The 12,740-nt window shown below is 73.8% G+C and carries 10 protein-coding genes; 2 read left to right on the top strand and 8 right to left on the bottom strand.

The window, feature by feature from the left end; translation table 11 throughout:
- Window positions 1-21 precede the first annotated feature (21 nt).
- Window positions 22-696 carry a CBS domain-containing protein gene (locus PUR71_RS27945; protein WP_329929904.1) on the top strand — a complete coding sequence of 225 codons (675 nt, stop codon included), beginning with the start codon at window positions 22-24 and terminating at the stop codon, window positions 694-696.
- Window positions 697-788: 92 nt separating this feature from the next.
- Here the strand turns inward: PUR71_RS27945 and pflA are convergent, their stop codons facing one another.
- The 4 genes from pflA to PUR71_RS27925 all read right to left on the bottom strand — a co-directional run bounded on the left by pflA (window position 789) and on the right by PUR71_RS27925 (window position 7,583).
- Window positions 789-1,523 (bottom strand): pyruvate formate-lyase-activating protein, encoded by a 735-nt coding sequence (gene pflA, locus PUR71_RS27940; protein WP_329929903.1) that lies wholly within the window; start codon window positions 1,521-1,523, stop codon window positions 789-791.
- An 89-nt stretch (window positions 1,524-1,612) separates the two neighbouring features.
- The gene (pflB, locus tag PUR71_RS27935; RefSeq protein ID WP_329929902.1) at window positions 1,613-3,877 is read right to left on the bottom strand and encodes a formate C-acetyltransferase; all 2,265 of its coding nucleotides are present in this window, start codon (window positions 3,875-3,877) and stop codon (window positions 1,613-1,615) included.
- 14 nt (window positions 3,878-3,891) lie between these two features.
- Window positions 3,892-6,522 carry a bifunctional acetaldehyde-CoA/alcohol dehydrogenase gene (gene adhE / locus PUR71_RS27930; protein ID WP_329929901.1) on the bottom strand — a complete coding sequence of 877 codons (2,631 nt, stop codon included), beginning with the start codon at window positions 6,520-6,522 and terminating at the stop codon, window positions 3,892-3,894.
- 200 nt (window positions 6,523-6,722) lie between these two features.
- Entirely contained in the window at window positions 6,723-7,583 is an 861-nt protein-coding gene (locus tag PUR71_RS27925) for a universal stress protein (protein ID WP_329929900.1), read from the bottom strand.
- 219 nt (window positions 7,584-7,802) lie between these two features.
- Between PUR71_RS27925 and PUR71_RS27920 the strand changes: the two genes are divergently transcribed.
- Window positions 7,803-9,521, top strand: a complete 1,719-nt coding sequence (locus PUR71_RS27920) for a GAF domain-containing sensor histidine kinase (protein WP_329929929.1) — start codon at window positions 7,803-7,805, stop codon at window positions 9,519-9,521.
- Between the two features lie 12 nt (window positions 9,522-9,533).
- On the opposite strand, the gene PUR71_RS27915 is transcribed toward PUR71_RS27920, so the two are convergent.
- The 4 genes from PUR71_RS27915 to PUR71_RS27900 form a co-directional block, all read right to left on the bottom strand.
- Window positions 9,534-9,911 carry a pyridoxamine 5'-phosphate oxidase family protein gene (locus PUR71_RS27915; RefSeq protein WP_329929899.1) on the bottom strand — a complete coding sequence of 126 codons (378 nt, stop codon included), beginning with the start codon at window positions 9,909-9,911 and terminating at the stop codon, window positions 9,534-9,536.
- Between the two features lie 98 nt (window positions 9,912-10,009).
- On the bottom strand, window positions 10,010-10,675 hold the full coding sequence (locus PUR71_RS27910; RefSeq protein ID WP_329929898.1) for a response regulator transcription factor: 666 nt from the start codon (window positions 10,673-10,675) through the stop codon (window positions 10,010-10,012).
- A 118-nt stretch (window positions 10,676-10,793) separates the two neighbouring features.
- Window positions 10,794-11,792 carry an Acg family FMN-binding oxidoreductase gene (locus tag PUR71_RS27905; RefSeq protein WP_329929897.1) on the bottom strand — a complete coding sequence of 333 codons (999 nt, stop codon included), beginning with the start codon at window positions 11,790-11,792 and terminating at the stop codon, window positions 10,794-10,796.
- 65 nt (window positions 11,793-11,857) lie between these two features.
- The gene (locus tag PUR71_RS27900; protein ID WP_329929896.1) at window positions 11,858-12,490 is read right to left on the bottom strand and encodes an Rv1733c family protein; all 633 of its coding nucleotides are present in this window, start codon (window positions 12,488-12,490) and stop codon (window positions 11,858-11,860) included.
- Window positions 12,491-12,740: the final 250 nt, after the last annotated feature.

The raw sequence follows: 12,740 nt of genomic DNA, 5'->3' as shown, positions 1-12,740 counted from the left end.
TCGGAGAGGAGTGAACCGACCATGCGCCACCGGATCGTGGGAGAACTGATGACCCCGGCCGTCGTGCACGTACGGCCCGACACCGGCTTCAAGGAGATCGCCCGGCTGCTCGCCGAGCACGACATCACCGCCGTGCCCGTCGTGGACGGGGAGGACCGGCCGCTGGGCCTGGTCTCCGAGGCCGACCTGCTGCTCAACGAGGCCGCCCAGGAGGACCCCGCCGGGCTGCTCCTGGCCCCGGACCTGCCGCCCCGCGAGCGCGCCCGCAGCCGCGCGACCACCGCCGTGGGACTGATGAGCGCCCCGGCCGTGTGCGCGCGTCCGGAGTGGACCGTCGTGGAGGCGGCCCGGCTGATGCAGGGCGAGCGGGTCAAGCGCCTGCCCGTCGTCGACGAGGCCGGCCGCCTGGTGGGCATCGTCAGCCGCAGCGACCTGCTCCGCGTGTTCCTGCGGCACGACGCCGCGATCCGCGAGGAGATCCGGGCCGAGGTCCTGCGCCGTGTCCTGGGCATCGACCCGGACACCCTGGACGTCCGGGTCCGGGACGGCCGTGTGAGCCTCACCGGAACGCTCGACCACGCCGGCCAGGCGCCGGTGGTCCAGCGCCTGTGCCGCAGCGTGGACGGGGTCGTCGACGTCACCTGCCACCTCGGCCACCGCACGGTCCCCGCCGCCGCCCGGCACCACGCCGACTGAGCCTCCGGGGCCTCCCCGCGCAACGGACCGGCCACCGCCCGAGCCTCGGGCGGTGGCCGGTCCGTTGCGCCTCCCGAAGAACGGGGCGCGGGTCAGCAGGCGTACAGGCCGTGCGCGGCGAAGACCGCGCGGGCCGCGGCGGTCTGGTCCGGAGTGGGGACCGGGGTGTCGGCGAGGGGGAAGTCGAGGCCGAGGGCGCGCCACTTGGCGGCGCCGAGCTTGTGGAAGGGCAGGACGTCCACCCGGGTGACGTTGCCGAGCGAGGCGGCGAAGGCGGCGACGCCCTCGACGTTGTCGGCGGGGTCGGTCAGGTGCGGGACGAGGACGGAGCGGATCCAGACCTCGGTGCCGACGTCGGCCAGGTGGCGGGCGAAGTCCAGGGTGGGGGCGAGTTCCCGCCCGGTCAGCCGCCGGTGGAGGGCGCGGTCCCAGGACTTGATGTCGAGCAGCACGAGGTCGGTGTCGGCGAGCAGCGCGTCGTCGGCGCGGGCGCCGAGGTGGCCGGAGGTGTCCAGTGCGGTGTGCAGGCCGAGCTCGTGCTTGAAGCGGTGCAGCAACTCGCCCGTCAGGGCCGGCTGGAGCAGCGGTTCGCCGCCGCTGACGGTGGCGCCGCCGCCGGCGGCGCGGATGAAGCCGGTGTACTTGGCGGCCTCCCCGACGATCTCGTCGGCCGAGCACGGGTGGCCGTTGCGCCTCGACCGGGTGTCCGGGTTGTGGCAGTACAGGCACCGCAGCGGGCAGCCGGCCAGGAAGGCGACGAAGCGGGTGCCGGGGCCGTCGACGCCGGTGGACAGGTCCCAGGAGTGCAGCGTGCCGGTCGCGGTCATGGGTGTTCCTCGTGACGGAGGCGCGGTGCCGGCGCCCTTGGTCGGGGAGGTGCCGGCACCGCGAGCGAGTGGTGGGGGACGGGGCGGGACTACAGCGCGTCGTGGAAGGTGCGGCCGATCACGTCGAGCTGCTGCTCGCGGGTGAGCCGGACGAAGTTGACGGCGTAGCCGCTGACCCGGATGGTCAGCTGCGGGTACTTCTCGGGGTGGTCCATGGCGTCGAGCAGGGTGTCGCGGTCGAGGACGTTGACGTTCATGTGGAAGCCGCCGCAGGTGGTGAAGCCGTCCAGCACGCCGACCAGGTTGCGCACCCGGTCCCCGGGGGTGCGGCCGAGTGCGTCGGGGGTGACGGTGTTGGTCAGCGAGATGCCGTCCTCGGCGTGCTCGTACGGCAGTTTGGCGACCGACAGCGCGCTGGCCACGTAGCCGTGGGCGTCGCGCCCGTTCATCGGGTTGGCGCCGGGGGAGAAGGGCTCGCCGGCCCGCCGGCCGTCCGGGGTGTTGCCGGTCTTCTTGCCGTAGACGACGTTGGAGGTGATGGTGAGCACCGACTGGGTGTGCTCGGCGCCCCGGTAGGTGGGGTGCTTGCGCACCTTGTGCATGAACTCCTCGACCAGCCGCACGGCGATCCGGTCCGCCCGGTCGTCATTGTTGCCGTACGCGGGGTAGTCGCCCTCGACCACGTAGTCGGTGACCAGCCCGCTCTCGTCGCGCACCGGCCTGACCCGCGCGTACTTGATCGCGGACAGCGAGTCGGCGGCGACCGCGAGGCCGGCGATGCCGCAGGCCATGGTGCGCCGGACGTCCCGGTCGTGCAGGGCCATTTCGAGGCGCTCGTAGGCGTACCTGTCGTGCATGTAGTGGATGACGTTCAGCGCGTGGACGTACGTCCCGGCGAGCCACTCCACCTGCTCGTCGAAGCGGGCGAGCACCTCCTCGTAGTCGAGCACGTCCCCGCCGACGGGCGTGGTGACCGGGCCGACCTGCTCGCCGGACAGCTCGTCGCGGCCGCCGTTGATCGCGTAGAGCAGGGTCTTGGCGAGGTTGACCCGGGCACCGAAGAACTGCATCCGACGGCCGACCTCCATCGCGGAGACGCAGCACGCGATCGCGGTGTCGTCGCCGAAGCGGGGGCGCATCAGCTCGTCCGATTCGTACTGCACCGAGGAGGTGTCGATGGACACCCGGGCGCAGAACTCCTTGAACCCCTGCGGGAGCCGGGGGGACCAGAAGACGGTCATGTTCGGCTCGGGCGCCGGGCCGAGGTTGTAGAGGGTCTGCAGGTAGCGGAAGGACGTGCGGGTCACCAGGGTGCGGCCGTCCGCGCCCATGCCGCCGATCGACTCGGTGACCCAGGTCGGGTCCCCGGAGAACAGCTCGTCGTACTCGGGGGTGCGCAGGAAGCGGACGATCCGCAGCTTGATGACGAAGTCGTCGATCAGCTCCTGTGCCTGACGTTCGGTCAACGTTCCGGCGTGCAGGTCGCGCTGGAGGTAGACGTCGAGGAAGGTCGAGGTGCGGCCGAGCGACATCGCCGCCCCGTTCTGCTCCTTGACCGCCGCCAGGTAGGCGAAGTACAGCCACTGGACCGCCTCCCGGGCGGTGCCGGCCGGCCCGGAGAGGTCGTACCCGTACGCCGCGGCCATCTCCTTGAGCTCGCCCAACGCGCGGATCTGCTCGGCGAGTTCCTCGCGGCCGCGGATGGTCTCCTCGATCCGGGCCGGGTCGGTGGGTGCCGCGTCCAGGTCGCTCTTCTCGGCGAGCTTGGCCTCGATCAGCCGGTCCACGCCGTAGAGGGCGACGCGGCGGTAGTCGCCGATGATCCGGCCGCGTCCGTAGGCGTCCGGCAGTCCGGTGACGACGCCGGCCTTGCGGGCGGCGCGGATCCCGGGGGTGTAGGCGTCGAACACCCCGTCGTTGTGGGTCTTCCGGTAGCGGGTGAAGACCTTCTCCAGCTCCGGATCGACCGGGTAGCCGTAGGTCTTCAGGGCCCCGGCGACCATCCGCCAGCCGCCGTTGGGCATGATCGCCCGCTTCAGCGGGGCGTCCGTCTGGAGGCCGACGATCAACTCCCGCTCCCGGTCGATGTATCCGGGCGCGTGTGCGGTGATGGTGGAGGGGACGTCGTACGCGACGTCGTACACGCCCCGGGCCCGCTCCTCGGGGAAGCGATCGGTGATCCGCCGCCACACGGCGAGGGTGCGTTCGGTGGGGCCGCTCAGGAAGGAGGCGTCGCCCTCGTAGGGGGTGTAGTTGTGCTGGACGAAGTCGCGGACCTCGATGGCGTCCCGCCAGAGCCCGCCCTTGAAGCCGTCCCAGGCGCTCGTGGTGTGGTCCTGCTGCGAGGTGGTCATCTCGGTGTCCTCTCTCAGGCCTGGTCGCCGTAGTAGGCCTGGCGCATCAGCCGTTGCATGTCGTCGAGCATCGGCATCCGGGGGTTGGCGGGCGCGCACTGGTCCTCGTAGGCGTTCATGGCCTGCTGCGGGAGGGCCGCCAGGAAGGCCTCCTCGTCCACGCCGGCCGCCTTGAAGGACCGCGGGATGCCGACGCGGTCGCGCAGGTCCTCGACGGCCGCCGCGAGGGACTCGACGCCCTGTTCCGGGGTCGCGGCCGGCAGGCCCAGCATCCGGGCGACGGCCTGGTAGCGCTCGGGGGCCAGGTAGCTCTGGTATTTGGGCCAGCCGGTCACCTTCGCCGGCGCCGAGCCGTTCCAGCGGATGACGTGCGCCAGCAGGAGGGCGTTGGTGCGGCCGTGGGCGACGTGGAAGGTGGCGCCGAGCGTGTGCGCCATGGCGTGCACCGCGCCGAGGAAGGCCGAGCCGAAGGCCATGCCGGCGATCGTGCCCGCGTTGTGCATCTTCTCCCGGGCCACCGGGTCGTCCGGGCCGTTCACCACGGCGCGCTCCAGGTTCTCGAAGATCAGCCGGATGCCCTGGAGGGCCAGGCCGTCGGTGAAGTCGTTGGCGTAGACGGACACGTAGGTCTCGATGCAGTGGGTCAGGGCGTCGAAGCCGGTGTCCGCGGTGACGTGCTTCGGCAGTCCGGTGGTCAGCGCCGGGTCCACGATCGCCACGCTCGGGGTGAGCGCGTAGTCGGCGAGCGGGTACTTCTGGCCGGTCGCGGTGTCGGTGATCACCGCGAAGGGGGTGACCTCGCTGCCGGTGCCCGAGGTGGTCGGGACGCACACCAGCCGGGCCTTCGCGCCGAGGTCGGGGAAGGTGAAGGCGCGCTTGCGGATGTCGAAGAACTTCTCCTTGAGGTCCGCGAACTCGACCTCGGGGTGTTCGTACATCAGCCACATCACCTTGGCCGCGTCCATCGGCGAGCCGCCGCCGAGGGCGACGATGGTGTCCGGCTCGAACTCCCGCATCAGTGCGGCGCCCTTGCGCACCGTGTCGATGCTCGGATTGGGTTCGACGTCGTCCACCACCCGCACCTCGACCGGGTCGCGGCGACGACCGAGGACGTCCCGGACCCGTTCCAGGTGCCCGATCTCCACCATGGTCCGGTCGGTGACGACGACGATCCGGTGCGCGTTCGGCATGCTCGCCAGGTACTTGACGGAGTTGCGCTCGAAGTAGATCCTCGGCGGGACCTTGAACCACTGCATGTTGGTGTTGCGCCGCCCGATCCGCTTGATGTTGACGAGGTTCAGCGCCGAGACGTTCCCGGACACCGAGTTGTGCCCGTAGCTGCCGCAACCGAGGGTCAGCGAGGGCGTGAACGCGTTGTAGACGTCGCCGATGCCGCCCTGCGAGCTCGGTGCGTTCCAGATGATCCGGCAGGCCTTGACCGCGTGCCCGAACTCCTCGGCGAACGCCGCGTCCTCCGTGTGCACGGCGGCCGAGTGCCCGAGCCCGTCGAACTCCACCATCGCGGCGGCCAGTTCGACGCCCTCGCGGCGGGAGTGCGCGGTGAGCACGGCGAGCACCGGGCAGAGCTTCTCCCGGGTCAGCGGCTCGGCCGGCCCGACCCGCTCGCAGTCGGCGAGGATCACCGAGGTGTCGGCCGGCACCGTGAAGCCCGCCGCCTCGGCGACCTCGGCGGCCGAGCGGCCCACCACGGCGGCGTTCAGCCGGCCGCCGGAGCAGGACGTCCCGTCGCCGGCCCCGAACAGGTACCGCTCCAGGAGCGCCTTCTCCGCGGCGCTCGCGCGGTGCGCCTTGAGCCTGGCGAACTCGGCGAGCGCGGCGTCGCGGATCTCCGCGTCCACGACGACGGCCTGCTCGGAGGCGCAGATCATGCCGTTGTCGAAGGACTTGGACAGGACGACGTCGTTGACCGCCCGCTTGAGGTCCGCGCTGCGCTCGATGTACGCGGGGACGTTGCCCGCGCCGACGCCCAGGGCCGGCTTGCCGCAGGAGTACGCGGCCCGGACCATCGCGTTGCCGCCGGTGGCCAGGATCGTCGCGACGTCCGGGTGGTTCATCAGGGCGTGGGTGGCCGCCATCGACGGCTCCTCGATCCACTGGATGCAGTGCCGCGGCGCCCCGGCCGCCACCGCCGCGTCCCGGACGACGCGGGCCGCTTCGGCGGAGCAGCGCTGCGCCGCCGGGTGGAAGGCGAGGACGAGCGGGTTGCGGGTCTTGAGCGCCAGCAGGCACTTGAAGATCGTGGTCGAGGTCGGGTTGGTCACCGGGGTGATGCCCGCGACGACGCCGACCGGTTCGGCGATCTCCACGATGCCGTCGATCTCGTCGCGGCGGACCACCCCGACCGTCTTCGTCCGGGCCATCACATGGGTGACGTTCTCGCACGCGAAGACGTTCTTCACCGCCTTGTCCTCGAACACTCCGCGTCCGGTCTCCTCCACGGCGAGCACCGCGAGGGCGGTGTGCCGCTCCAGGGCGGCGAGCGAGGCCTTCTTGACGATGTGGTCGACCTGGACCTGGGTGAAGTCGGCGTACTCCCGGAGGGCGGTCAGGGCGGCGGTGACCAGGCGGTCGACGCTGGTGGGCTCCTCGTCACGAGGGCCTTCGGTCTGCGGGTGGCGTGGCATGCGGGGCTGCCTTTCCGGGGCATCGTCATGGATCGGGGCGTCGTCGTGGATCGGGGCTCGGCGGGGCTCGGATGCGCCTTCGCCTCAAGGCTTCCTGTCGCGGGGGTCCCGGGTATCGGCCCATCGGGACACGTCCGGCGGTTCGAAGGTCCCGGGGCCGGGTGCGGTTGGTCCCTGCCCCGGGGCCGGGGGAGGGCGGGTCAGTCGTGCGGGACGATCGCGACCGGGCTGTGCGCGTGGTGGAGGACCGCGTGGGCCACCGGCCCGAGCCGGGGCGCGGCGAGCGGATGCCGGGGGGCGCGCCGCCCGAGCACCACCAGCGACGCGCTGCGGGAGGCCTCCACCAGTGCCCGGCCGGCGTTCCAGGCGCACACGTCCACCTGCGTGCGGACCTCGGGGTACTTCTCCCGCCAGCGGGCCAGCGCGTCCCGGAGCCGCACCTCCTCGGCCGTCCGGAGCGACTCGGTGATCTCGCGGTCGTCCAGCGGCGCGTCCGTCACGTACGGGCCGTGGGAGGGGTGCCGGCTCTCGACCGCCCGCAGCACCGCGCCGGTGTCGGCCGCGTGCCGGAACGCGAAGCCGAGCACGGCGTCGCACGGCCGGTCGCCCTCCACGCCCACCACGACGTCGCCGGGCGATCCGCCCCGGCCGTCCGCGCCGGCACGGACCAGGACGACGGGGCAGTCGGCGTGGGCGGCGGTGCGCAGTCCGACCGAGCCGACCAGCAGCCCGGTGAAGCCGCCGAGGCCACGGGACCCGAGGACCAGCAACCGGGCGCCGTGGCCCGCGGCGGCGAGGGCGTACGCCGGTTTCCCGGGCAGGACCTCGCATGAGGAGTCCAGTCCGGGCACGGCGGCCGCGACCCGGTCGCGGATCGCGGCCACGGGCTGCGGCACCCCGCCCACGCCGTCGAGTTCACGGGCGAGGGCGTCGGCCTCGGTGCCCGCGACGTGGACCAGCCTCAGCGCGGAACCCGTCCGGTGGGCCTCCTGGGCGGCCCACTCGGCCGCCGCCGCGCTCGGCTCCGAGCCGTCGACCCCGACCACCACGTTGTGCGACATGTGCGCGACCTCCTCGGTCCTCGGCCGTCCGCGCCACCGGTGTGGGCGGTCCGGGCCGGTGACCAGCGTCCCGTCGGGTGCCGGGTGGGCCACAGGGGCCGAGCAGCCCCGCTGCGGCTCCGAAGGTCCCGGCGAGGGCGGGCCGGAGGGACTGGGCCGGCGGTCGTCCGGAGTTCGCCGATGTCTGCGAGAATCTGGCGCGTCGGACGGGCGAGGAGGATGTCGGTGGGTGGCGAGATCGTGCGGTCACGGATGCCGCAGTTGCGGCTGGACGAACTACTGGAGGAGCTCCAGGCACGGATCGACGCCGCCAGGGGCACCCGGGACCGGGTGCACAGCCTGCTGGAGGCGGTGCTCTCGGTCGGCCGCGAGCTGGACCTGACGCAGGTCCTGCGGCGGATCGTCGAGGCGGCCGCCGTCCTGGTGGACGCGCGGTACGCGGCGCTCGGGGTGATCGGGACGGACGGACGGACGCTGTCCCAGTTCCTCACCGTGGGCCTCACGGAGGAGGACATCGCCCGGATCGGCCCGTACCCGACCGGCCGGGGCCTGCTCGGCGAACTGATCCACCACCCCCAGTCGTTGCGGCTGGAGGACCTCTCCGCGCACCCCTCGTCGTACGGGTGCCCGGCGCACCACCCGGTGATGCGCACGTTCCTGGGCGTGCCGGTGCGCGTGCGCGAGGAGGTGTTCGGGAACCTCTACCTGACGGACAAGCAGGGCGGAGAAGAGTTCGACGCCGAGGACGAGGCGGTGATCTCCACGCTGGCCGTGGCCGCGGGGGTGGCGATCGACAACGCCCGGCTGTACGAGGAGGCCCAGCGCCAGCAGCGCTGGCTGGGGGCGAGCGGGGAGATCACCCGTGCGCTGCTGTCCGGTGGCTCGCGCTCGGAGGTGCTGGAGCTGATAGCGCAGCGGGCGCGGGAGATCACCGGCGCGGACCTCGCCGACGTGTCCGTTCCGGTGGCCGGGACGGACACGGTGCGCGTGGAGCTGGCCCTGGGCGGGGACACGGACGGCCGGGCGGGCCTGGTGGTGCCGTTGGAGGGGTCGCTCTCGGGTGAGGCCTGCGCCTCGGGTGTGCCGGTGACGACAGCCGATCTGGCCCGTGACCCGCGGCTGTCCGCGGGTCCGCGCCGGTTCGACGGGCTCGGACCGGCGGTCGCGGTGCCGCTGGGCCGGGCCGAGGGGCAGATCGACGGCGTGCTGATGCTGGCCAGGGAGGCCGGCGCGGCCGAGTTCACCGACCGTGAGATCGGTCCGCTGCTGGGTTTCGCCGATCAGGCCGCGCTCGCGCTGGAGCTGGCGGAGCGCCGCCGCGACGCCGAGCAGCTGGCGATGTTGGAGGACCGCGACCGGATCGCCCGGGACCTCCACGACCTGGCCATCCAGCGGCTGTTCGCCACGGGGATGACGCTGCAGAGCGCGGCGCGGTTCATCGACCACACGGGTGCGTCGGACCGCGTGCTGCGCGCGGTGGGCGACCTGGACGAGACCATCAAGATCATCAGGTCGACCATCTTCGGCCTCCGGGCCCGGGAGGAGGCCACGGCCCGCGGGCTGCGCGCCAGGGCCGTCCGGGCGGTGGAGCAGGCGCAGGCGGTGCTCGGGTTCGCGCCGCGGCTGAGCATGGAGGGCCTGCTGGACACCGACGTCCCGCCGGAGGTGGCCGAACACGTCCTCGCCGTGCTGGCCGAGGCACTGAGCAACGCCGCGCGTCACGCGCGGGCCGCCCGGGTCGAGGTCGCGCTCCAGGCGGCGGGCGGGCGGGTCGTGCTGTCCGTGCAGGACGACGGCGTGGGAATCCCCGAGCAGGGACGGCGCAGCGGCTTGCGCAACCTCGCGGAGCGGGCCGAGAACCTGGGCGGGTCGTTCGAGCTGGAACGTCCGCAGGAGGGCGGCACCCGGCTGGTGTGGTCGGCGCCGCTCGGGGTCTGAGGCGGACGCCGGTCAGGCCGGGCCGTCCGGCAGGAGGCGGCCGGTGACGAGTTCGGGCCGGATGCGGATCGCGACCTGGCCCGGGAGGCGGCCCGCCGAGGCGTCGGCGCGTCCGAGCACCGTCACGCTCCAGCCGGTGCCGTCCGCCGCGTCGACCTCGCCCGCCTCGAACGCCACCAGCGCGCCGGACACCGCCCGCACCAGTTCGGAGCGGGCGGTGGCGTGCAGGAGCACGCTGCCGTCCGGGCCGAGCCGGTAGCGGATCGGGAGCACGGCCGGCAGGGCGCCGATCGTGTAGACCACGCGGCCGACCGAGGCGCCCGCCAGCAGGCGTAGGCACTGCCGCTCGTCCAACGGTGCGTTCACGGTGGGGGTGTGGTCGGGTTCCATGGACTCGATTGTTCGCGCCGTCTCCCTGCGGGGCGAGGGCCGTTCGGTCCCGGGCGGCCTGCCGAGTGGCCCGGAACGGCCCGGTGCTGCTCCCTGCCCTACCGCGCGGGGGAGAGGGTCCGGTTGGCGATGAGCGCGGCCTGGACGCGTCGTTCGACGCCGAGCTTGGCGAGCAGCCGCGAGATGTGGTTCTTGACCGTCTTCTCGGCGAGGTACAACCGCTCGCCGATCTGGCGGTTCGTCAGCCCTTCGCCGACCAGGGCGAGGATCTCCCGTTCCCGCGCGGTCAGTTCGGGCAGCCCGGACTCCTGCGGGGCGCGCTCGCACCGCAGCCGGGCCATGATGCGGCTGGTGGCGCCGGGATCGAGCATGGACTGGCCGGAGGCGACGGTCCGGATCGCGGCGATCAGGTCGGTGCCGCTGATCTGCTTGAGCGCGTAGCCGGCGGCGCCGGCCATGATCGAGTCGAGCAGCGCGTCCTCGTCGTCGAAGGACGTGAGCATGAGGCAGGCCAACTCCGGCATGCGCGAGCGCAGTTCGCGGCAGACGCTGACGCCGTCCCCGTCGCTCAGACGCATGTCGAGCACGGCGACGTCGGGGCGCAGGGCGGGCACCCGGGCCAGCGCCTGCTCGGCGGTCGCGGCCTCGCCGATCACGGTGAGGTCGGGCTCGGTCTCGATGAGCTCGCGCACGCCCCGACGGACCACTTCGTGGTCGTCGAGCAGGAACACGCGGATGGGGAGGGCCGTCGCGGTGTCCGTCATGACTTCTCCGGGGTCCTGGGTCCGCCGGGCCGGCGGGGTGGATGTGCCGCTGCACAGCGTGCATCCCGGACGGGCCCGGCCGATAGGGCCGAACGGCCCCGATGCCCCGGACGGAGGGTCAGCGAGCGGCGGAGAGGACCGCGGGCTGCTGGAGGAGGACGGTCGTGGGGTGGCGCGGCGTGGGGAAGCCGGCCGGGCCGTAGCCGATCCTCAGCAGCATGTGCGCGGTGCCGCGCCCGGGGCCGGGGCCCGCCATGAGGTCGCGCAGGTCGGGCCACTCCAGCGCCTGGTGCAGGAGGGACGCGCGCACGCCGTGGAGGGTGAGCAGCAACAGGACGTGCTGCAGGGCCTGGCCCGCGCGCAGCCAGTCGGTCCGTCCGTCGTGGCGGGTGGTGAGCAGGAGCAGTTGGGGGTCCCGTTCGAAGGCCGCCCGTTCCGTGGTCACTCCGTCCGCGGGGCCGGCGAAGGCGCGCATCGGCAGGTGCCCGGTGGAGTCCTGCGCACCGAGGGCGTAGACGGGCAGGCCCTCGGCCGCGCCGGGGGCGGCGAGGCAGGAGCGGCTCTCGGCCCGGCGGTCCGGGTCGGAACCGCAGCGGTGCTCGGCCTCGGCGGTGAGGGCGAGCAGCCGGTCGCGTTCGGCCGCGTCGGGACGGCGCAGCAGAGCGCCGTCGGACCGGGCGGCCTCGGCGAGTTCGGCGAGGACGGGGCCGGGCACCGGGTCGGCGAGGAACGGCACCCGGCTGGAGCGCCGGCGCCAGATGGCCCGATAGAGGTCGGGGCGGCGCAGCAGCGCGGCGCGCGGGGCGCCGGCGAGCCGGACGGTGGCCAACGGGCCGGGGCGGTCCCCCCGCGGGAGCAGGCGCACGACGGGCTCCCAGCCCAGGTGGACGGCCGCCGCCGCGAGGTTGCAGAGGGCGGTGCCGACCGAGAGGTGGACCGCGCGGCCGTTCGGGTCGGTGTGCGGGAGGGGGTGTCGCCGCTCCGCGTACACCTCGAAGGTGCGGTGGGCGGCGTCGAGGCGGAAGCGCCACGGCTGGGTGTTGTGGATGGACGGTGCGGCGGCTGCCGCGGCGACGAGGGCGTGTGCGGTGCCGTCGTCGAGGGGCTGTCCCGGCATGGCAGGAGTCCTTCCGGTGGGCTGGTCGGGGTCGAGGGTGGTGGTGGCGCCCGGCCGGTGCGCGGTCAGGGGGTGCGGCGGCCGCTCCAGACCGGTTCGAGCCGGGCCCAGGAGAGTTCCCAGCGCCGGTCGGCCCAGTGGTCGAGTCGGCGCAGGCGTATGCACAGGGCCGTCCCGATCAGCACTCCGAGGGCGGCGAGCCCGGCGAGCCCGAGGAACACGGCGTCCATGACGAGGTCGGCGGTGGCCGGTGGCGCGGCGGCCGGGTGTCCGTCGTCGTCCACCCACAGGCGGGTGACGGCGCCGGAGGCGAGCGGGCGGTCGACGTCGACCGGGCCGGTCGCGGGCCGCCCGGACGGCGCCGTCCAGGCGGCGGTGGCCTGGAACCGGACCCGGCTGAGGCCCGCCAGCCCGGCCACCTGCTCGGCCGGGGCCAGCAGCGTCGCGCTCACCCGGTGCCGGTGGGCCGCGGTCACGGCGGCCGCGCGCTGCCCCGAGGCCAGCGCGGCGAGCGAGACGCCGGAGCCGGCGACCGCCGCCAGTACCAGGCCGAGGACGGCCAGGAGCAGGGCGCGGCTGCGCTTGCGGTCGAGCGGGCGGCTCAGCGGGTTGTCGTCGGCGCCGATGGCGCGGTGGAGGTGGTGCCGCAGGGGGTGTGCGACGGCGGCGGACCGTACGGGTGCGGATGAGCCGGCCATGTCCGTGTACTCCTTCGTCGGGGGCCCGGGGGACGGTGGTGGTCCGGTGGTGGCCCGGCGTCACTCTCGCGGCCGGACCTGACGGCGGCCCAGGGACGGACGGGACCCCGGACGGGGCCACTGGTCCCGGAGGGTCGCGCGGCGCCTGCGGTGAGCGCAGGGCGGCCTCATCACACGCCGGGCGCGCATTGCTGGACAACGCGCCCCCCAGGGACCCTCGGGACGTCGGTCCGGGACGAGCGGCGAACGG

The sequence above is a fragment of the Streptomyces sp. SP17BM10 genome, from assembly GCF_036322405.1.
GTDB lineage: Bacteria > Actinomycetota > Actinomycetes > Streptomycetales > Streptomycetaceae > Kitasatospora.
This window is presented reverse-complemented; position numbering and strand designations above follow the sequence as displayed.

Excerpts from the sequence above, each read along its gene's own strand:
- PUR71_RS27900 (WP_329929896.1), bottom strand. The coding sequence starts at position 12,490 with ATGGCCGGCTCATCCGCACCCGTACGGTCCGCCGCCGTCGCACACCCC.
- PUR71_RS27925 (WP_329929900.1), bottom strand. The coding sequence starts at position 7,583 with ATGTCGCACAACGTGGTGGTCGGGGTCGACGGCTCGGAGCCGAGCGCG.
- pflB (WP_329929902.1), bottom strand. The coding sequence starts at position 3,877 with ATGACCACCTCGCAGCAGGACCACACCACGAGCGCCTGGGACGGCTTC.
- PUR71_RS27915 (WP_329929899.1), bottom strand. The coding sequence starts at position 9,911 with ATGGAACCCGACCACACCCCCACCGTGAACGCACCGTTGGACGAGCGG.
- pflA (WP_329929903.1), bottom strand. The coding sequence starts at position 1,523 with ATGACCGCGACCGGCACGCTGCACTCCTGGGACCTGTCCACCGGCGTC.
- PUR71_RS27905 (WP_329929897.1), bottom strand. The coding sequence starts at position 11,792 with ATGCCGGGACAGCCCCTCGACGACGGCACCGCACACGCCCTCGTCGCC.
- PUR71_RS27920 (WP_329929929.1), top strand. The coding sequence starts at position 7,803 with ATGTCGGTGGGTGGCGAGATCGTGCGGTCACGGATGCCGCAGTTGCGG.
- PUR71_RS27945 (WP_329929904.1), top strand. The coding sequence starts at position 22 with ATGCGCCACCGGATCGTGGGAGAACTGATGACCCCGGCCGTCGTGCAC.
- adhE (WP_329929901.1), bottom strand. The coding sequence starts at position 6,522 with ATGCCACGCCACCCGCAGACCGAAGGCCCTCGTGACGAGGAGCCCACC.
- PUR71_RS27910 (WP_329929898.1), bottom strand. The coding sequence starts at position 10,675 with ATGACGGACACCGCGACGGCCCTCCCCATCCGCGTGTTCCTGCTCGAC.